19 protein-coding genes are annotated in these 19739 nt (G+C 65.6%); 11 read left to right on the top strand and 8 right to left on the bottom strand.

The features are described from left to right. Positions 1 to 22 precede the first annotated feature (22 nt). The 4 genes from sod to EAF64_RS10680 all read right to left on the bottom strand — a co-directional run bounded on the left by sod (position 23) and on the right by EAF64_RS10680 (position 4618). A complete protein-coding gene (gene sod / locus EAF64_RS10695) occupies positions 23 to 634 on the bottom strand; it encodes a superoxide dismutase (protein ID WP_129068971.1) in 612 nt (203 codons plus the stop codon). Positions 635 to 766: 132 nt separating this feature from the next. Beyond that, positions 767 to 2473: a sensor histidine kinase gene (locus EAF64_RS10690; protein WP_129068970.1), complete on the bottom strand. Its 1707-nt coding sequence runs from the start codon at positions 2471 to 2473 to the stop codon at positions 767 to 769. A gap of 97 nt (positions 2474 to 2570) precedes the next feature. Continuing rightward, complete coding sequence (locus tag EAF64_RS10685) at positions 2571 to 3995, bottom strand: cryptochrome/photolyase family protein (RefSeq protein ID WP_129068969.1); 1425 nt, start codon at positions 3993 to 3995, stop codon at positions 2571 to 2573. 80 nt (positions 3996 to 4075) lie between these two features. Continuing rightward, positions 4076 to 4618, bottom strand: a complete 543-nt coding sequence (locus EAF64_RS10680; RefSeq protein WP_129068968.1) for a hypothetical protein — start codon at positions 4616 to 4618, stop codon at positions 4076 to 4078. 186 nt (positions 4619 to 4804) lie between these two features. Here EAF64_RS10680 and EAF64_RS10675 point away from each other — a divergent pair, with 186 nt between their 5' ends. The 8 genes from EAF64_RS10675 to EAF64_RS10640 all read left to right on the top strand — a co-directional run bounded on the left by EAF64_RS10675 (position 4805) and on the right by EAF64_RS10640 (position 13367). Further along, positions 4805 to 5572: an SDR family NAD(P)-dependent oxidoreductase gene (locus tag EAF64_RS10675; RefSeq protein WP_129068967.1), complete on the top strand. Its 768-nt coding sequence runs from the start codon at positions 4805 to 4807 to the stop codon at positions 5570 to 5572. A gap of 115 nt (positions 5573 to 5687) precedes the next feature. After that, positions 5688 to 6479, top strand: a complete 792-nt coding sequence (locus tag EAF64_RS10670; RefSeq protein ID WP_129068966.1) for an enoyl-CoA hydratase/isomerase family protein — start codon at positions 5688 to 5690, stop codon at positions 6477 to 6479. 97 nt (positions 6480 to 6576) lie between these two features. Beyond that, complete coding sequence (locus tag EAF64_RS10665; RefSeq protein ID WP_129068965.1) at positions 6577 to 7953, top strand: ABC transporter substrate-binding protein; 1377 nt, start codon at positions 6577 to 6579, stop codon at positions 7951 to 7953. A 33-nt stretch (positions 7954 to 7986) separates the two neighbouring features. Then, complete coding sequence (locus EAF64_RS10660) at positions 7987 to 8856, top strand: branched-chain amino acid ABC transporter permease (protein ID WP_129068964.1); 870 nt, start codon at positions 7987 to 7989, stop codon at positions 8854 to 8856. Positions 8857 to 8860: 4 nt separating this feature from the next. Further along, positions 8861 to 10060 carry a branched-chain amino acid ABC transporter permease gene (locus EAF64_RS10655; protein ID WP_227738942.1) on the top strand — a complete coding sequence of 400 codons (1200 nt, stop codon included), beginning with the start codon at positions 8861 to 8863 and terminating at the stop codon, positions 10058 to 10060. After that, complete coding sequence (locus tag EAF64_RS10650) at positions 10057 to 10857, top strand: ABC transporter ATP-binding protein (protein ID WP_129068963.1); 801 nt, start codon at positions 10057 to 10059, stop codon at positions 10855 to 10857. The genes EAF64_RS10655 and EAF64_RS10650 overlap by 4 nt, the downstream gene beginning before the upstream one ends. Next, entirely contained in the window at positions 10854 to 11609 is a 756-nt protein-coding gene (locus EAF64_RS10645) for an ABC transporter ATP-binding protein (protein WP_129068962.1), read from the top strand. Before EAF64_RS10650 ends, EAF64_RS10645 begins: the two co-directional genes overlap by 4 nt. Positions 11610 to 11750: 141 nt before the next feature. Further along, positions 11751 to 13367: a long-chain-fatty-acid--CoA ligase gene (locus EAF64_RS10640; RefSeq protein ID WP_129068961.1), complete on the top strand. Its 1617-nt coding sequence runs from the start codon at positions 11751 to 11753 to the stop codon at positions 13365 to 13367. A 13-nt stretch (positions 13368 to 13380) separates the two neighbouring features. On the opposite strand, the gene EAF64_RS21400 is transcribed toward EAF64_RS10640, so the two are convergent. Together EAF64_RS21400 and EAF64_RS10630 are read right to left on the bottom strand one after the other, a co-directional pair. After that, on the bottom strand, positions 13381 to 13953 hold the full coding sequence (locus EAF64_RS21400; protein ID WP_227738941.1) for an HPP family protein: 573 nt from the start codon (positions 13951 to 13953) through the stop codon (positions 13381 to 13383). Positions 13954 to 14089: 136 nt separating this feature from the next. Then, positions 14090 to 15043, bottom strand: coding sequence for a glycosyltransferase (locus tag EAF64_RS10630; RefSeq protein ID WP_129068960.1), 954 nt, complete (start codon positions 15041 to 15043; stop codon positions 14090 to 14092). Between the two features lie 101 nt (positions 15044 to 15144). On the opposite strand from EAF64_RS10630, the gene EAF64_RS10625 reads away from it, so the two are divergent. Both EAF64_RS10625 and EAF64_RS10620 read left to right on the top strand, forming a co-directional pair. Further along, the gene (locus tag EAF64_RS10625; RefSeq protein WP_193767647.1) at positions 15145 to 16521 is read left to right on the top strand and encodes a sulfatase; all 1377 of its coding nucleotides are present in this window, start codon (positions 15145 to 15147) and stop codon (positions 16519 to 16521) included. Between the two features lie 179 nt (positions 16522 to 16700). Then, positions 16701 to 17726, top strand: a complete 1026-nt coding sequence (locus EAF64_RS10620) for a lysylphosphatidylglycerol synthase transmembrane domain-containing protein (RefSeq protein WP_129068958.1) — start codon at positions 16701 to 16703, stop codon at positions 17724 to 17726. Between the two features lie 21 nt (positions 17727 to 17747). Here EAF64_RS10620 and EAF64_RS10615 read toward each other — a convergent pair whose 3' ends face one another. After that, positions 17748 to 18581 carry an extracellular solute-binding protein gene (locus EAF64_RS10615; RefSeq protein WP_193767646.1) on the bottom strand — a complete coding sequence of 278 codons (834 nt, stop codon included), beginning with the start codon at positions 18579 to 18581 and terminating at the stop codon, positions 17748 to 17750. Between the two features lie 181 nt (positions 18582 to 18762). Here EAF64_RS10615 and EAF64_RS10610 point away from each other — a divergent pair, with 181 nt between their 5' ends. Further along, positions 18763 to 19089: a DUF7521 family protein gene (locus EAF64_RS10610; protein WP_129068956.1), complete on the top strand. Its 327-nt coding sequence runs from the start codon at positions 18763 to 18765 to the stop codon at positions 19087 to 19089. Positions 19090 to 19253: 164 nt separating this feature from the next. Here EAF64_RS10610 and EAF64_RS10605 read toward each other — a convergent pair whose 3' ends face one another. Beyond that, positions 19254 to 19577 (bottom strand): PadR family transcriptional regulator, encoded by a 324-nt coding sequence (locus EAF64_RS10605; protein ID WP_129068955.1) that lies wholly within the window; start codon positions 19575 to 19577, stop codon positions 19254 to 19256. Positions 19578 to 19739: the final 162 nt, after the last annotated feature.

Below are 19739 nucleotides of genomic sequence, written 5' to 3'. Positions count from 1 at the left end.
GAAAAACGTGGGTTTTGGCGACTTACTCGTGCTTCGAGACGGTGTGGTCGTACTGTTCTGCGACGTTGTCCCAGTCGACGACGTCGAAGAACCCGTCGATGAAGCTGCCGCGGTCCGGACCGTAGTCGTAGTAGTAGGAGTGCTCCCAGACGTCCAGCGCCAGGATCGGGTGGGCACCCCAGAGCGCGCCCTGGTCGTGCTTGTCGACCGGGACGTTACGCAGCTGCTTCGCGACGGGGTCGTAGACCAGCAGCGCCCAGCCACCGGCGGCCGACGCGGCGGCCTCGAACTCGCCCTTCCAGCCCTCGTACGAGCCGAAGTCTTCCTCGATGCGGTCGGCGAGTTCTCCCGAGGGTTCGCCGCCGCCGTTGGGGTCCATGTTCTCCCAGAACAGCGTGTGGAGATAGTGGCCACAGCCGTTGTGGGTCACGTTCCCCATGGCTGCAGCGGAGCTCCCGAAGTCACCGTTCGCACGGTTCTCGGCGAGTGTCTCCTCGGCACTTTCGAGGCCGTTCACGTAGCCCTGGTGGTGGGTGTCGTGGTGCCATTCGAGCACCTGCTCACTGATCGACGGTTCCAGCGCGTCGTAGTCGTACGGAAGCGGTGGCAGTTCGGGGTTAGATCTCTCGGGCATATGTAATTCTCCTCCGACTCTATAGTCGGCTGGACACCTGTTAAAGGTTTAGAAGGCGGGTGATATCGTACAAAATTCGGACGATGTGTAACCGGTAGCGGCTAGGTCCCCGAGCAGGGGCAGGCTCCGGGGTCACGAGTCCGGTGTCCGTTCGGATTCCTCGACCACCGGGACTTCGAGGCGGATGGTCGTCCCCGACTCGTCGGCCTCTGCGATGGTGACCGTCCCGCCGAGCCGTTCGACACCCCAGGAGACGAGCCACAGGCCCAGTCCACTGGAGTGTTGGAGCGGGGTCTCCTCTTTGTTCCGCAGGACCGACCGCTCCTCGGCGGGGATACCCGGACCGTTGTCGACGACCTCGAGGATCGCCTCGTCGCCCTCGATCCGGGCGTCCACTCTGACCCACGGGTCGTCGCTGTCGTTGTGTTCGGCGGCGTTCTCGAGCAGGTTCCGGAGGACGGCCCCGAGCGGCCGGTCACAGGTCGCTGCCGCTTCGGGGGCAGACGCCTCGAAGGTCACGTCCGGGTAGGCCTCCCGTGCCCGCTCGACCTCGAGGTCGAGGACCTGCGAGACGGTGATCGGTTCGCCATCGGACTCGTCGTCGAGGATGCGGTCGATCTCGCGGGCCTTGTCGCCGAGCGTGACCATCCGCATGGCCTTCTGCTGGATGCGGTCGACGGCTTCGCCGTCGTCGAGTCGGTCGGCGTAGCCGTAGATGACGTTCATCTCGTTGCGGAGGTTGTGCCGGAGGACGCGGTTGAGCACGTCCAGTTGCTGGACGCGGTTGCGCCGGTCGGTCACGTCGTGGATCAACACGATGTGTCCGGCCGTCCTGTCGACGGTCGACCCGAGATCGGTCTCGCTGAGTTCGTAGTAGCGCACCCCGTCCTGGCGCTCGATCTCGATGGTCCGTGTGTCCTCGCCGTCCAGTTCGTCGTAGGCCGGCAGGAGCGCCGACACTGGTCGTTCGACGGCGGAATCGCGCGTGCAGTCGATGATCTCAGCCGCCTGTGGATTGCAGTCGATCACCGTGTCGTCGTCGTCGACGACGATCACGCCGTCGTCCATGCTCTCGACGACCGAATCCCGGGCGACCCGGCTGGAGACTGGGACGGCGTCGAGAAACCGGAACTGCGACAGCGCGGCCAGCCCCGCTGCCCCGGAGATGACGAACATGAACGGCGTCGGGTCGAAGTTCGTCAGCGACAGGTCCGTGCCCGTCAGCACGACGATCGGGAGGTAGTCGGTGGCGTAGATGAGGTTCCCGATCCACGGCGCGATGACGGTCACGACCAGGGCAGCGGCCTGCCCGCGGTACAGCGACCGGCTACTGACAGCCAGCTGGATGACGTGGAAGGTGCCGGCCGCCAGTAACGCGTACGCGTAGGTGATGAACACCCAGAACCAGGGGCCACGCTGGGCGTCGACGAGGGCGACCTCGCCGTACCGCCGGACGACCCGGTCGGTGTACAGCAGGTGGTGGGTGTCGTTGGTCGCCAGCAGGACCAGCGTCACCAGCGGCACGACTCCGAGCAGTCCCAGCGTCCGTCGTGAGACGTACTCCTCGCGGCTCGTGTACTCCAGGGCGAACACCAGCCACGCCGGCGGGAGGACGGCCGGCCCGACCCACTCCAGATTGTGCAGGAGGAGCCGCCTGGAGCCATCCAGGGTGAACAGGCCGATAGCGGAGGCGACGACCCACCACGTCCCGGCTCCCATCATCGCCGCGAACGGCGTCGCGCCGGGTTTGGGCCGCTGTCGCCACGCCAGCAGCGTCAGCGCGGCGGACGCCGTGATCGTCCCCCAGATGAGCACGAACGAGACGTGGGAGACGGTCATAATTGCGACTCCCGCGTACCTCGTGTGTCTGACGTTATAAATACAACCGGTGACGGGCGCGGACCGGCCCGCCGTCGGGCCCGCCCCGTCCCGGCATTCAGGCGTCCCCGCGAGCGTACTCGAACATCTCGATGGCCTGCTCGCGCCGTTCACCGTGGTCCACGACGGGTGCCGGGTACTCCGGTGCGACCTGCTGGCGCTGGGTCAGCGAGAGGCTGGGCCAGTCGTGGATCAGGTCCGGGTCGACGCCGCGCAGTTCCGGCACGTAGGTCGTGATGTACTCCGCGTCGGGGTCGTAACGTTCTCCCTGTGTCGTCGGGTTGAAGATCCGGAAGTACGGCTGGGCGTCGGTCCCGGTCGAGGCGGCCCACTGCCAGCCACCGTTGTCGTTGGCCGTGTCGTGGTCGACCAGTTTCCGGCGGAACCAGTCGTAGCCGTGTCGCCAGTCCAGCAGCAGGTCCTTCGTCAAGAAGGAGGCGACGATCATGCGCACGCGGTTGTGCATGTACGCCTCTTGGCGCAACTGGCGCATTCCGGCGTCGACGATAGGGTAGCCCGTCTCGCCGTCCTTCCAGGCCTGGAGCGCCTCGGGGTCGTCGCGCCAGTCGATGGCCCGTTCGTACGTCTTGTAGTTCTCCGTGACCACCTCGGGGTTGTAGAAGAGGACCTGCGTGTAGAACTCCCGCCAGGCCAGCTGGTCCTGGAACTCGGAGACGGATTCGGCCTCGTCGCTCCCCTCGGCGACCTCGAACTTCGCGGCCTCGGTCTCCTGGTACACCTCCCGAATGCCGATCGTGCCCCACTTGAGGTGCGCCGAGAGCCGGGACGTACACTCGTCGGCGGGGTAGTCGCGGCGCTCACCGTAGCGGTAGATCGGTCCGTTACAGAACTCGACCAGTCGGTCGCGTGCGGCCGCGGGACTCGCGGCCGGGACGTCGGCTTCGGGGTCGTCGAATCCCAGATCGGCCAGCGACGGCAGGGGTTCGTCGTCGGTCACGTCGGCCAACTCGTCGCCGGATGGGGCGTCGAAGGGGTCGGGCTTGCGCCGGTCGTGCCACTTCTTCGAGAAGTATGTGAACACCTGGTAGGGGTCGCCGTCGTTCGTGGTGATCGCACCGGGTTCGTGGAAGATGGCATCGTGGACACTCTCGCGTGTCACGTCGTCGTCGGCCAGGGCCTGCCGGACCGCGGCGTCGCGTTCGGCCGCCAACCCGGAGTAGTCCTTGCACCAGGTGACGCCCTCGGCGTCGAACTCGGCGGCGACGGCGGGGAGGACCTCGCGGGGGTCGCCCTCCCGCACGAGCAGGTCGCTCCCCCGGTCCCGGTACCACTCGCGGAGGGAGTCGAGGGCGTCGAGCATGAACGCGACCCGGGGCGGGCCGGCGTGGGCGAGTACGTCGCGGTCGAAGACGAACACGGGGACGACGCCGGGGGTCTCGTCGTCGGCTGTGGCGGTCGCGGCCGCCCGAAGCCCCGCGTTGTCCGCGCCCCGCAAATCCCGCCGGTGCCAGTGGATGCGCATACCATCTGTAGGGACGGCTCCGTCCAAAAGCCCCCGCCCAACCAGTGGGGCACGCGACACGCCGACACGCGCCGTGCCCCTCACTCGGCGGGCGTTCCAGTCGTCTCGTTTGGGGTCACCTGCGTCTGTCCCTGGGCCTGGGCCTTGGCCTGCTCGAACGTGGATTCGGCGTACAGCGAACCGACCGACTCCATCGAGAGCGTGTCGATCAGGGCCTCCGGGGTGCCCGAGACGAGCAACACGCCGAACGCTTCGACGGAGTCCTCGACGGTGAGGTTCGAGTCGTCCGCGACCCCGGACTCGAACGAGGCGATGGCCTCGCCGTACAGCTCCTCCTGGGTACTCCGGATCTGTGACTGGGCTTCCGACCGGCTGAGGTCACCGCTCTGTACCTGCGACTGGATCTGGATCTGCTGTTGCTGGAGTTGTCGCTGGGCCTCCTGCCCGAGCTGGATCTGGAGCGCCACCGTCGCGCTCCCCGACGCCTGTCCGTCGTCGTCTGCCGTCGCCGTCCCGTCTGTCGGCGTCCCGTCCGACTGGAGGGCGTTACAACCGGCGAGCGAGAGTGCCGTCCCGGTTCCGGCGAGCTTGATGAAACGTCTGCGGTTCGTGTTCGGGGACATCGGTGCGTTGCTTGCGGGAGCCACGAAAAAAGGGCTGGCTTTCGTGCATCTCAGTGACGGCTGATATTTAGGACGGAGCCACGTGGGTTCTGAGCACTCCCAGGCGCCGGAACGGCCGACGTGGACCTGTCGGTATCCACGAATAACGACACAAACCCTTTTCGGGACGGTGTCGAAGCCCAGGGTATGCACGACGAGTTCGACCTCTCGGGACGTGTCGCAGTGGTCACTGGCGGGAGCCGCGGCATCGGACGCGCCATCGCCGAAGGGCTGGCTGGCGCGGGCGCGGCGGTGGTCCCGGCGGCCCGCACACGCGGGGACGTCGAGACTGTGGCGGAGACCATCCGCGAGGCCGGCGGCGAGGCCCGGGCCGCGACGGTGGACGTGACCGACGAGGACAGCGTCGAGGCCCTGTTCGAGGAGGCGGTCGACGCCTTCGGCGGCGTGGACGTGGTGGTCAACAACGCCGGCGTCAACCCCGACCCGGCGCTCGGTCGGCCCGAACGGGTCGACCTGGACGACGGCTTCGACTCCACTGTCGACGTGAATCTCCGCGGGGCCTTCGCGTGTGCGCAGGCGAGCGCGGAGTACCTGGTGGATGGCGGTGGGAGTCTCATCAACGTCGCCAGCGTCGGTGGCCTGGTCGGACTCCCTCGCCAGCACCCCTACGTCGCCTCCAAACACGGACTGGTGGGCCTGACAAAGAGTATGGCGCTGGACTGGGCACCCGAGGTCCGGGTCAACGCCATCGCGCCCGGCTACGTCGCCACGGACCTCATCGAGGAGGCGATGGAAAACGAGGACATCCGTCAGTCGCTGCTGGACCGGACACCGCTGGAACGGTTCGCCGACCCCGACGAGATCGCCGGCCCGGCCGTCTTCCTGGCCAGCGACGCCGCGAGCTACGTTACCGGCTCGGTGCTGTCGGTCGACGGTGGCTGGACGAGCCGGTAGCCGTGTCCACCGCTCCGACCCCCGAAATTACAATGTTAGGGAAAGATGCCAGTGAGAAACCACTGGTAGCCGATGGGGAAATTTTTTGAACGGGTGGGCCGACATGGGTCGTAGTATGTCGGACGAATCCGTACTTTTCGACGTCGAGGACGGCATCGCGACAGTGACGCTGAACGAACCGGACATGCGAAACGCCCTGACGGGCGACGTGGCCGAGGGCATCGTCGACGCCATGGACGAAGTCGACGAGTCCGACGCCCGCTGTGTCGTCGTCACGGGCTCCGGCGGGTCCTTCTCCGCCGGCGGCGACATCAACGCCATGCTGGAAGGGCTCCACGGGGAAGTCGCGCCCTACGAGAAAGTCCAGAACATCAACCACACCTCGGAGGCCCTCACCCGGGTCCACGAGTGTGAACTGCCGGTGATCGCCGAGATCGACGGCACCTGTTTCGGGGCGGGCGCGAACCTGGCCATCGCGTGTGACGTACAGATCGCCAGCGAGAGTTCCCGGATCAGTTTCGGGTTCCGGCAGGTCGGGCTGGCAGTCGACACCGGAACCTCGTACTTCCTGCCCCGGATCGTCGGTCAGAACAAGGCCCAGGAACTCGTCCTCACCGGCGAGATGCTCGACGCCGAGGAAGCCCACGAGGTCGGCCTGTTCACCCAGGTCTACGACGACGACGAATTCGAGGACGAAGCCGCCGAGTACGTCGATCGGATCGCGACCGGCCCGACGGTCGCGCTGAAAACCTCGAAGCGTCTCATCCGCCAGGGCCTCAACAGCGACCTCGATCAGGCCATGACAAACGAGGCCGCGGGCCAGGCGCAGGTCTTCGAAACACACGACCACGAGGAGGGTGCGACGGCGTTCATGGAGGGTCGGGACCCCGATTTTGAAGGCCGGTAATAGCAGGCCTTTTATATTAGGTTCCGGTTTCCTGTTGCACCGTCAACAAACGCCACGAACATTTATTACCCTCGTTTACAATGTGGGGACAGACACCATGGTTAACGATGGAAGTACCAGCGGTGCAGGAGGCGCCAATGGTAGCAAAGAAATTGGGGACGAATACAATGGAAATAAATCGAAGCTTAACCGCCGTCGGTTCATTCAGGCGGCCGGTGTTGGGGCGGCCGCGACGGGGCTCGCGGGTTGTCTCGGCGGTGGTCCCGGGGGCTCGTCCGAAGGGATCCCGAGCGAGGTGACGCTGGGGGTACTCGCCCCGGCACCGGAGAACAACCCGATCGGTGCGGCGATCGCCAACTCGGCGGAGCTGGCGGCCCAGAAGATCAACAACAGCGGCGACGTGCTGGGCGACGCGGACAACGTCTCGGTCTCGATCAAGAACACCGAGGAGAGCCCCTCGACGGGGCGGCAGCGCTATCGTGAACTCACGCTCGACGAAGGCGCGCACATGACGACGGGTGTGTTCACGAGCGAGGTTCTGCTGCAGCTGATGGACCCCATCGCACAGCAGAAGACTGTCCACATGACGACCGGCGCGGCCTCCCCGAAGGCCAGCAACCAGGTCAACGAGAACTACGACAAGTACAAGTACCACTTCCGGAGCGGCCCGATCAACGGGTATCACCTGGGACAGAACATGGTCGACTTCCTCGAGGCGAAAGGCGACGACCTCGGTTGGGAGTCGGTGGCGATACTGGTCGAGAACTACGAGTGGACCAACCCGGTCCAGCAGGCGATCGAAGACCACATCGGCGACCTCGACGTCGAAGTCGCGATGGAGGAACGCTACGCCTCGGGGACCCAGAACTTCGGTCCGATCTACGACTCCGTGGAGGATTCCGGTGCCGACGCGGCCTTCGTGGCGATGGCCCACACCGGGACCCCGGCGATCGTCCAGTGGGCACAGGACCAGCGGCCGTTCGAGTTCGGTGGGATCCACGTCCTCTCACAGCTCCCGGCCTACTACGGGATGACCAACGGTGCCTGCCGCTTCACGGTCACGCAGAACACGGCGACGCCACAGAGCGACCTCACCGACAAGACGCTGCCGTACGTCGAGGACTACAACAGCGCGTACGATTCGTTCCCGGTCTACACTGGCTACATCACCTACGACGCGATCATGCAGTGGGCGAACGTCGCGACCGAGCTCGGCACGGTCAACTCCGACGAGGTCGTCACGGGCCTCGAAGAGAGTTCCTTCACGGGCACCGCGGGTAGCCTCGACTACTACGGCAAGGACCACGAGTTCGCACACGACATCAAGTACAACTTCTCGACCGACAGTTCGCCCGAAGAGGGCGTCAACCCCGTCTTCCAGCAGTGGCAGGAAACCGACGGGAGCGGGACGCAAGAAGTCCTGCACCCAAGCTACGTCTCGAGCGCCGACTACCAGGCCCCGCCCTGGGTGTAACGCGGACTAACTTTTTCAGTTCATATTTCACACATGGCAACTCTATCAGTCGCACTCACAATCATCGTACAGGCGGCAATGATCAGCGCTCTGTATGCGCTGATCGCCATCGGATTTACCCTCATCTTCGGCGTCGGGGGTGTCCTGAATCTCGCCCACGGGGCCACGATCACGATGGGCGCGTTCTCGGCGTACTACGCCGGGCAACTCGGTCTCGGTATTCCCGGAGCAATCTTGGCCTCTGTCGCGATCCCGGCGTTGTTCGCCGGCCTGCTGTATCTCGGCATGGTCAAGCGGCTCGAAGAGGAGCCGATCATGGTGATGATCACGACGCTCGTGGTGAGCGTCGTCATCGAACAGGCCATCGTCGTCTTCGAGGGGACGACCAACCGGTCGCTCCCACAACTCATCGAGGGCCAGTTCTCGATCGCCGGCGCCACGTTCCAGAACCTGCTGGGCGTGATGTTCGTCGTCTCCTGGATCATCATCGGCCTCCTGTTCCTCTTCGTCAACTACACGAAGACCGGGAAAGGCATCCTGGCGGTCAGCATGAGCCACAAGGGCGCGTCGCTGGTCGGCATCAAGAGCAGTCGCATCAACCTGATCACCTGGATTATCGCGGGCGCGTTCGCCGGCATCGCCGGCCTCTTCCTTGGGTCGTGGTTGACCGCCAGTTTCGCGATGGGGCAGGCACAACTGGTGCTGTCTTTCTCCATCGTCGTGGTCGGCGGTATCGGCTCGATCCGGGGGAGCGTCATCGGCGCGTACCTCATCGGCTTCCTCGAGATCGCGACGACGAACCTCGTCTCGTCCAGCCTCCAGGGGCTGGCCCCGCTCGTCGTCCTCGTGGTCGTCCTACTGGTGAAACCTGAAGGCCTCTTCGGCCGGGAGTTCGCGGAGTGATACCATGACTGACAACTCAAAATCTCGACTACGCCTGCTACTCGGGCAACTGAACCCGCTCGGACTGCCGCTGCGACAGAAGATCGGCGTGTTCGGACTCGCTTTCCTGATCGCGCTCCCGCTGCTGGTCTCGCTACCGGTCGTCGGGCAGTTCGTGGTGATGATCCTGCCGGCCAGCTCCTGGGAACTCGGGCTGTACAACGTGGCGGCCGCACTGTTTTTCGCCATGTTCGCGATGAGCTGGGACGCCGTCTCCGGCTACACCGGCGAGATCAGCTTCGGGCACGGCCTGTTTTTCGCCGTCGGGGGCTACACCTCGGCGATGTTGAACATGGGGCACGGACTCTCGCCGTGGGTCTCCGTCCTCGGTGGCGTCCTGCTGGCCGCGGTGGCCGGCGTCATGATCGGCGTGCCGGCCCTGCGCGTCGAGGGCCCGTACCTGTCGCTGGTGACGCTGGTCGCACCGCTGATCCTGCTCCAGCTGTTCATCTTCATGAGCGACATCTTCGGCGGTGAACAGGGGCTCAGCAATCCCGAGAATCTCGTGGGGCTGGGCTTCGTGAGCAACTACTTCCTCGCACTCGGGCTGTTCGTCGCCGTGTTCGCCCTGCTGTGGGCGCTCACGCGCTCGAACACGGGATCGATCCTCACCGCGATCCGCGAGGACGAAGACGCCGTGTCGGCCGCGGGGCTGAGCAAGGCGAAGTTCAAGATCTTCGCGTTCGTCCTCAGCGGCGCGATCGGCGGCCTCGCCGGCGCGGTGTACGTCCACACGCCGGTCGGTTCGCCGACTCCCTCGGAGTTGATGTCGGTCATCGTCAACGTCGAGGTCATCATCGCGGCCGTGCTGGGTGGGATGGGGACTATCGTCGGCGCTGCGGTCGGCGGTCTGTTCGTCGCCATGTTGCCCGACTATCTCAACCTCGTCGAGTTCACCGTCCCGGTGATCGGGAAGTCCATCTCGGAGATGTCCTTCTTCCTGTTCGCCATCGTGACGCTGTTCCTGCTGAACATCTTCCCCGGCGGTGTCCTCCGCTGGGGCATCGCGCTGGGCCGGCGCGCGACCGGCCGCGACGGTGGGAAAGAAGGGATGGCGGCCGACGGTGGCCAGTCCCCGGAGGACACCGGCACGAATCCGGTCGCACAGACTATGGAACGATATCAGGAGTACTACGACAACATGTTCGGAGGTGACGACGAATGAGCGCCGACACGACGGCAGAGGAAGCGGCGACCGCGACGGTCGACGACGAGATCAGTCCCGACGACGGCATCCTCGCCGTCGACGGCCTGCGCAAGGAGTTCGGTGGCCTCGTGGCCGTCGACGACCTCTCCTTCGCGGTGCAGGAACAGGAGATCCTGGGCTTCATCGGTCCCAACGGCGCGGGCAAGTCGACGACGTTCAACTGCGTGACGGGCACGTACCCCCCGACCGCCGGCACCGTCTGGTACAAGGGCGAAGAGGTCACCGGGACCCCGCCCCACGAGATGGTCAAACGCGGGATGGCGCGAACCTTCCAGTCGTTCGCGCCCCTCGAAGACCGGAGCGTGCTGAAAAACGTCGCGCTCTCGATGATGAACGACAACCTCGTCACGATGGACGGGCTGCTCGGTGAATTCCACGAGGAGGCACGGGCGATCTGTGAACGCGTCGGTCTCGGCGACCGACTACACCAGACGCCCGCGGAACTCCCCCACGCGGGGATGCTCCGGCTGGAACTCGGCCGGGCGCTGGGGACCGACCCCGATCTCTTGCTGGTCGACGAGCCCTTCGCCGGCCTCTCCGGGCCGGAGGTCGAGAGCGTCTCCGATCTCTTGCTCGAACTGCGCGACGAGGGCATGACCCTCGTCGTCGTCGACCACAACATGCGTGGCCTCCTGCAACTGATCGACCGGGCCATCGTGATCAACTTCGGGTCGCTGCTCGCTGAGGGCTCGCCCGACGAGATTACGAACAATCCGGAGGTTCAGGAGGCGTATCTCGGAGGTGGTCTCGAATGAGTTCCGACGCCGAGGGGGCCGCCGGTGCGGCGGTCGGCTCCAGTGTCAGTGGCGAGCGGATCCTCTCCATCGACGACGTCCACGTCTCCTACGGGAAGGTGCAGGCGCTCAACGGCGTCGACCTGGAGATCGGCAGCGGCGAGTTGATCTCCGTCATCGGTCCCAACGGCGCGGGCAAGTCGACGCTGGCCAACTCTATCTCCGGCTTTCTCCCCTACGACGGATCGATCACCTACCGGGGTGAGGAGGTCAGCGGGACCGATCCCGAAGGGCTCGTCGGGCGTGGCCTCATCCAGTGTACCGAGAAGCGGGACCTGTTCGGGTTCATGTCCGTCGAGGACAACCTCGACCTGGGCACGTACGTCCGGGGCGACTACGAGGAGCGTCTCGAGTTCGTCTACGACCTGTTCCCGACGCTCGAAGAGCGCAAGGACCAGCACGCCCACACGATGTCGGGCGGTGAACAGCAGATGCTCGCCATCGGCCGCGCGCTGATGAGCGACCCCGAATTGCTGGTGCTCGACGAACCGACCCTCGGGCTCGCGCCGGTCATCCTCGACGACATCAGCGAGGGGATCGACCGCATCCAGGAGGAAGGCGTCACTATCCTGCTCTGTGAGCAGAACGTCACCTTCGCGATGAACCACGCCGACCGGATCAACCTGCTGGAGAACGGCGAGGTCGTCCGGCAGGGATCCCCCGAAGAACTCCGCGACGACGACTACATCCGCGAGTCGTACCTGGGCGGATAGCGCTCCTCGCCCGCGATGGCGCTTCCGTTGTAAGCTCCACCGCGACCATCGGCACCGATGTTAGACGTTACCACGAAATCGGGAAACGATGGTGGAGGATAAGACAACTATTTTAATCACGTCAGCCGTTGGTGGTGAGTGATGACAAACCTCGTAAACGACGTGGCCGAGACGGTCGCAGAATACCCCGAACAGACCGCTATCTCGTTCCAGGACACGGACATCTCCTACGAGGCGTTCTGGCACCGGACCGGGCAACTGGCGGCCGCACTCCGTGACGCGGGCGTCGAGCCCGGCGACCGTGTGGGCGTGTACCTCCCGAACCTGCCGCAGTTCGTCACCTCCTACTACGGCGTCCTCCGGGCCGGCGGGGCCGTCGTGCCGATGAACCCCCAGTACAAGGCCCGCGAGATCAGCCACATGCTCGAGGACAGCGAGGCCAAAGCCGTCGTCGCGCTCTCGGATCTGGTGCCGTTCGTCCGGGAAGTGCAGGACGACACCGACGTCTCCCAGATCGTCAGCGTCGGCGGTGAGGCCGAGGGCGCGACGGAATTCGACGCCTTCCTCGCCGACGAGCCGATGGAGACCGTCGAGCGCGACGACGACGACGTGGCCGCACAGCCCTACACAAGCGGGACCACGGGCACGCCGAAAGGCGTCCTCCTGACACACCGCAACCTCGGCTGGATGACCCGCCACGCCGGTGACGTGATGGAGGAGGACTACGGCCCCGAGGACAAACTGCTCGGCGTCCTCCCCCTGTTCCACATCTACGGCATGACCGTCGTGATGAACGCCGGTCTCTACAACGGCTCGACGTACTACCCGCTACCCGAGTGGGACGCCGAGACCGCCATGGGCCTGATCCAGTCCGAGCAGTTGACCATCATGCACGGAGTGCCGGCGATGTACAACGACATCATCAACCACCCCGACGCCGGCGACTACGACTTCTCCAGCCTGCGCTTCGTCAACTCCGGCGGGAGCAGTTGCCCGGTCGAGGTCATCAACCGCTTCGAGGAGATCTTCGGCGTCGAACTGTACGAGGGCTACGGCCTGACCGAGACGAGTCCGATCACCCACGCCAACCGCCCCGCCGCGCGCCGGAAGGGCTCCATCGGCCAGCCAATCCCCGGCGTCGACGCCAAGATCGTCGACGAGGACTTCGAGGAGATGCCCCGCGTCGAGGAAGGCCCCATCGACGAGGAGGAAGTCGACCTCGACGAGATCGTCGGCGAGGTCGTCGTCTCCGGCCCGAACGTCATGAAAGGCTACCACGGCCGCCCCAGCGCGAACGAGGACGCCTTCACCGAGGTCGACGGCAGTCCCGCGAGCGAAGCGAGTGGGACATCGGAAGCGGGAACCGCTTCCGGAAAGACCTGGTTCCACACCGAGGACCTTGGCTACTGGGACGAGGACGACTTCTTCTACGTCATCGACCGGGAGAAACACATGATCGTCACGGGCGGGTACAACGTCTACCCGCGTGAGGTCGAGGAGTTGCTCTTCGAGCACGCGGACGTGGCCGACGCCGCCGTCGTCGGCATCCCGGACGAACGCCGCGGCGAGACGGTCAAGGCCTTCGTCGTCCCCAAGCCCGACGCCGACGTGACGCCCGAGGAGATCAAGGAGTACTGCCTCGAGAACATGGCCGAGTACAAACACCCACGCCAGGTCGAGTTCGTCGAGGAACTGCCTCGCACCACGACCGGGAAGGTCCAGAAGTTCGAGCTCCGCGAGCGGGAAGAAGAGAACTGAGCAGCCCCCGGCGCTACACCACCGCCTGTTCCTGTTCACGACAGGCGCAGATTTCGTCGATAGCAACCGCCACGAGGTCGCTCCGGCGACCGTGGACCTGTTCCCGGAGGACGGTCAGGCGGTACTGGACGCGTTCGAGTCGGCCCTGATCCGGCGGGCGCTCCTTCTCGGTCGCGAGGTACCACAGCTGTCCCGCCAGATCGTCCAGTTCGTCCTCCAGCCCGGTCTCGGGCGGCGTTTCGATGGCGTCTAGGAGTGCCCGGTTGGCCGCTTCGAGGTGTTCCCGCGTCATGCGCGTGGGTCGCGTCCGCAACCGGATAAGTGACTCCCCACGGACCCGCGCCGCTGACGACAGACCGGCGACGACGCCGATCAGGTGGCCGCCGATCACGCGCCGCCCCGTCTGGAGTTCCGTGTGGACCGTCGCCAGCAGGTACGCGGTCGGGCCGAGGCTCGGGAAGACGAACGCCTCGCCGGTCGCCCACGCCAGCGCGCCGGGCACGACGAGCAAGACGCCCGCGTACCCAGCGTCGACGAGTGGCCGTGTCCGCGCGAACGCCGCCCAGCAGAACGACGACTCATCCATCCGTCGCCAACTGACCGGCTCACGTGATTGTGTCTGACGAATTAGAGGAGAGAGAACTGACCGAACGTTCGGTTCTATGCCGCCACGGCCCGCTCCGGGTGTCACCGGTGGCACACGATGTCGCCTGCGCTCGCCGTCACTCGCCGAGGACCACGTCGACGAACGCCGGCGCACCGTTCTCGTAGTCCGGACGCTCACCGGAGGTCCGGAACTGCTGGACGTGGTCGACGGCCTCCCGTACCGAGGTGGCTCTCGCGATGCCGTCGATACGCTTCTGCTCGGCCCGCTTCGCGATGGCCTTCTGGAAGGGGAGAAACGGATAGATCACGCAGGGGGTGCCCGCGACGACCGTGTCCGCGATGGAGGAGAAGCCGGTACAGACCACGACGTCCGCGGCCGCCGTGTAGGGCGTCATCGCCGGTTTCGTCTCCCACTCGTCGTCCCCGACCGACCTGACGTCGAGTCCATCGGCCTCCAGTCGCCGACGGATCGCGTCGAAGTTCTCCCCGTGGGTCCCTGGGTTGAGGAGCACGTCGTAGGGTTCCACCTCGTCCGTCGGGTCGCCTTCCTGGGCGAGTGGTCCGACTCGAGTGATCCCCTCCGGGTCGGGGTCGTCGGCCCACAGCGACGTGACGACGATCTGCTCGGCGAAGGCCAGCGAGATCTCGTTGTAGATCATCAGCGGCCCTCGCCAGAGCGGGTCCAGCAGGTCCGTCGTGAGGTGGTCGATCCGGTAGAACTCGATGCCTTGTTTGGCGGCCGCCAGCCCCGCGAACACGTCGTCGGTCACCAGTTTGTCCGGATCCTCGTCTTCCAGCCACCGGTACACCTCCCGCATCCGCCGGGCCGCGGACGGCACCAGGTCGAACGCCGTGTGCTTCAGGAAGGAGAGCGGCGTGCTTCCCTCGACCGTCACGGTCGTCAGGTCGGGGTGTTCGAAGCCGTTCATCTCGACGAACTTCTGACCCTTGCCGCCGCCGGCGACCGCGACCTCGACACCGCGGGATTCGAGTTCCTGCGCGACCGGGATGGCCCTGGCCGCGTGTCCCGCGCCGTCACACCAGTAGACGATTGCGACTTTTTCGGTCATGCTCGGCCTGTCGCATCCCAGCCAATAAAGCGAGTACGGTCTCCGGCCGAATCCAGATTGAAAGCAAAGTTACTAATGACGTTCCCACCTCGCTGATGTTCATGGAGGAGACTGCCACGGAGAAAAAGAACGTGGTGTTCCTCGTTTTGGACTCGCTGCGGAAAGACCGGCTCTCGGTCTACAACGAGAGCGTCGACTTCACGGATCACGTGCAGCGACTCGCGGATTCGGCCGTCGTCTTCGAGAACGCCGTCACGCAAGCCCCCTGGACGCTCCCGTCGCACGCGTCGATGTTCACCGGGGAGTACCCCTGGGAACACGGGACGACCCACGCCGAGAGTTACTTCCAGGGCGGCGAGACGTTCGTCTCCCAGTTCGAGCGGGCGGGCCACTCGACCGCAGCGATCACCCCGAACGTCTGGATCACCCCACACAAGGGCATGACCGAGGACTTCGATCACGTGGAGAACTTCCTCGGGAAAGCGGACAACCGGGTGAGCGTCCGGCTCTCGCGGCTCGGAACGAGACTGTTCAACGCGCTCGGCGATGGCACACGTCGCGTGCTCGGCCGGCAACTCGACCGCGTCTTCAGGCTGTTCGACGTCGACGACTCCACGAAATCCGAAGAGACCGTCGAGGCGGTCGAGGAGTACCTCGGCAGCCGGAGCGACGACGAGAACTTCTTCCTGTACGTCAACCTGATGGAACCGCACGAGCCGTACCATCCGCCGAAGTCCTACGCCGACAGCCACGGCGTGGCCGACGACGCGAACATCCCGCACCGGCAGAAAGACATGTTCACGATGGACGACATCGACTACGAGGCCCTCCGGAGGGTCTACGACGCCTCCGTGGACTACACGGACGACCTCGTGGGACGGATCGTCGACGCGCTCGAAGCGAACGACCTCGACGAGGACACCGTGGTCGTGTTGCTGTCGGATCACGGTCAGGCGCTCTGTGAGGACGGCGAGCAGTTCGGCCACCAGTTCACCGTCGCCGAACCGGTCGTGAACACGGTGTTGCTGGTCGACCACCCGGACATGGGTCCCGAGACCGAGGAGCGCCCCATCGAGATGCGGAAGCTCAACGAACTAGTCCCCTACTACGCCGGCATCGCGCCCCGTCCCGAGGGGGTTTTCAGTGAGACGGTAAAAGGCGGTATCGAGTACCCGGAGAACTTCACCGGGTTCATCCCGCGGGACCGCTGGAACGAGTACTACCGGAAGTACAGGTACGTCAAGCGCGACGGGACGAAGGTCGTCAAGTCGGTCGACGAGGACGGCCGGGCACGGTACGAGGCCTACGATCTCGTGACGGACACGGACGTTCCGGTCCCGGACGCCCTCAAGCAGGCGGTCGACGAGATCACGTCGGCGGAGCAGCCGTCCGACGGGGACCGAGACGGGGACGCCGAACCCGATCACGAGATGGACGAAGAGGTAACGCGGCGGCTCGAAGAACTGGGCTACAAGTAACCGAAACCAGAGACGATGGGAACGCCGGGACACCGTACCGACGGACACGCTCCTACTGGCCACGCCGAGGCCCGTATCGTCGCAGCGACAGCCACCCCGAACCCACCCGGGCCGACGCCGCGGTGCCGACGAGCCACGGACAGGCCGGGCTCCCCAGGGAATACAGACGGGAGGTGTCGATGGGGCTCCCGATAGACATCGGTCGGAAGGGAGCGCTCTGGTTCGGTGTCACCGGGCTGTTGTTCGCGATCTTGCTCTATCTAGCCGACGTCGACGAGTTCCTCTCGTCGATCGGCCGCGCCGACCCCGGCTTGTTCGCGATCGCCGTCCTCGTCGGGTTCTCCTCGTTGCTGGTCTGGGCGCTGGTCTGGTACCGGTACTTCCAGCGGATGGGCATCGACGCGACGGTCTCCCGGACCGTGCGGATGTTCCTGACGGGCCACTTCCTTAACTCGATCACCCCGCTCGGACAGTTCGGCGGGGAGCCGATCATGGCCTACATCGTCTCCGACAACACCGACACCGAGTACGAGCGATCCCTGGCCTGTGTGATCTCGGCCGACATCCTGAACGCCACGCCCTTCTTTACGTTCACGCTCGGTGGCCTCCTGTATCTCGGGATCGCCGGGTCGATCCAGGGGCTGCTCGTCGACATCACCATCCTCTCGGTGGTGATCGTGTTCCTTGGCGGTCTGCTGGCGTACCTGCTGTGGTCCGACAACGACGCGCTCGGTGCCGCCATCAGTCGACTCCTGCGCGTTCTCGAGAATCGGTTCGACCGCGCCGAATCCCTCTTCCGGTCGCTGCAAGAGCGGGTCGACCGGATCGAAGACGCGTTCCAGGAAGCCGGGAGCGACCCCCGCTTCCTGCTGACGACCGCCGGCGTCTCGCACCTCGCGATCGTGGCCCAGATCGTCTCGTTGTACTTCGTCCTCCTGTCGATCGGTATCGAGCCCGACTTCGTCCCGCTGTATCTCATCGTGAACCTCTCGGTCATCGCGACGCTGTCGCCGACGCCGGGCGGATCGGGGACCTACGAGGTGGCGTTCTCGGCGCTGATGACGCTTTTTTTCCCGGTCGAGCTGGCGACCGCCGTGACGGCCGCCGTCCTCTTCCGGCTCACGACGTACTGGCCGGGGTTGCTCGTCGGGTACGTGTCGATGCTGACGCTACGGGGTCGACCGACCCCGGACGGAGCCGATTAGCGGCGGCCGTCCCGATCTCTCTCACTCGATACCGTGACGCTCCGGATAGGACTCGGGCACGCCGAAGCCCGCCGTCCGTAACCGCTCGCGGCCGCCAGTGAGCCGGTCGATCCAGGGCTGCCCAGCATCGGTGAGCGCCGTCGCGGCGTACCGGATCGGTCGTCCGCGGACTGTCCGGTCGTCGAGGTCGTACGACGCACGGGCGTAGCTGTCGGCCGCGTCCGGCGAGGAGAAGTCGATCCGGTCCGGCAGGGAAACGTACGGGAGGTCGCGCTCGATGGCCATGTTGCGGTAGACGAACGCGGCGTCGAGGTCGCCCCGTTCGAGGACGTTCGACAGATCGGTTTCGGGCAGGATACGGGCGTTGTCGAGGGTCTGGTCGGCGTCGAGCAAGCCCGCCTCGGCGGCCAGGTCGAGCGCCATCACCGTCCGGTAGCCCAGCGGATCGACCGCGGGGTCCGTCCGACCGACGTCGACGACCGACCGCTGGACGGCGCTCGTCCAGTCGTCGCGGATCCTGTCCGCGTGTGCGGAGTCGGGATTGTACGCGATCACGAGTGCGTTCGTGGCGAACGCCGTCACCCGATCGGCGATCCCGTCGAACAGACGCGGATCCGCGAGCGCGACGCCGTCCGGGTCGCGGAGTCCGTCCCGGATCAGCCGGCGCACGGCGACGCTCCCGTGAGCCTCGACCGTCGCACCGGACACCTGCGAGGCGACGCTCAGCAGGCTTCCCGCCACGAGCACCGACGGAGTCCGGTCCCCGTCCTCGGCCACCGTACCGTACACCGCCACCCCGATACCGCCCGCGACGGCCGTGCCACCCAGCCCGACGAGCAGATTCCGACGTGTCACATTCATTGTCTTCTGTCGGTGACGGTAGTAACCCCGTACGGCTACGTAAGACGACTCCCGTTGTCGAATATAGTTTCAGCCGCGGCATAAACGTGTTCCCGAACGTCGTCGTTCCGACCGCGTTCTCGGAGCCTGGAAACGCCCGGTCGTTTATATTGGACCCCGGACTGCAGTTGGTCGTATGTACGAGAGTATGCCCCTCCTGACCGCCGCGAAGGTGGTGACGCTGCTGTTCGGCGGGACGCTCACGTTGCTGTCGGGCAGAGCGTATCGACGGACGGGATCGCCGGCCCTCCGTGCGCTGGCCGTCGGTATCGGACTCGTCACGGCGGGAGCCATCCTCGGCGGTGCCCTCCACCAGGTCGTTGGGCTCCCTCTGGAGGCGAGCGCGACGGTACAGAGCGTGTTCACTGCTATCGGCTTCGGCGTCCTCACGTACTCGCTGTACACCGAGTCGCCGACGCCGGCCCGCGAACGGCGGTCGGGGCACCAGCCAGGTGACGACTGACAGACCGACCGCAGAACGACTTCCGAACCGGCAACGGCGGGTGAGCGGTCCTCGACCGCGGCTCGAACGCACGAAACAGTGAGCCTGGATCGAGCCGTGGTCGGAGAGAGGGCTCTCGACGAGTTACTCCCGGTGTCGAACCGCCGAGGACGACACCTCCCTCGTCAACGAAGGAGTTCGTCGAGGGCGTCGGCGTGGGCCTGCAGGAGCGATAGCCCGGCGGCAGTCAGCGTGTACCGGTTCGTCCGCTTGTCGATCTCCCCGCGCTCGACGAGGCCGAACTCGACGAGTTCGTCGAGGTTCGGGTAGAGACGGCCGTGGTTCACGTCGTCGTCGTATCGGTCTTCGAGCCGTCGCTTGATCGCCAGCCCGTAGCTGTCTTCCTCGCTCGACTCCAGTCGTCGCAGGACGACGAGTACGTCTCGCTGGAACGCACTCAGGTCCGCGTACGTTACGTCGGCCGTGGTACTAGATTCGGTTTCGGTCATCTGATATCACTCGGCCCGCCGTCGATACCGCAACCAACCAGCCACTCGGACGGGGTCGCCCCCATCGCGTGTCGGCTTGCTCGGTCCATCGAATTCGGTCAGGGTCCGCCCGGGCACGCCACCCGACGACGAATCACACTGTATCTACAGCCCTGTTGGTAA

This window comes from Halorientalis pallida, from assembly GCF_004118325.1.
Lineage (GTDB): Archaea > Halobacteriota > Halobacteria > Halobacteriales > Haloarculaceae > Halorientalis > Halorientalis pallida.
This window is presented reverse-complemented; position numbering and strand designations above follow the sequence as displayed.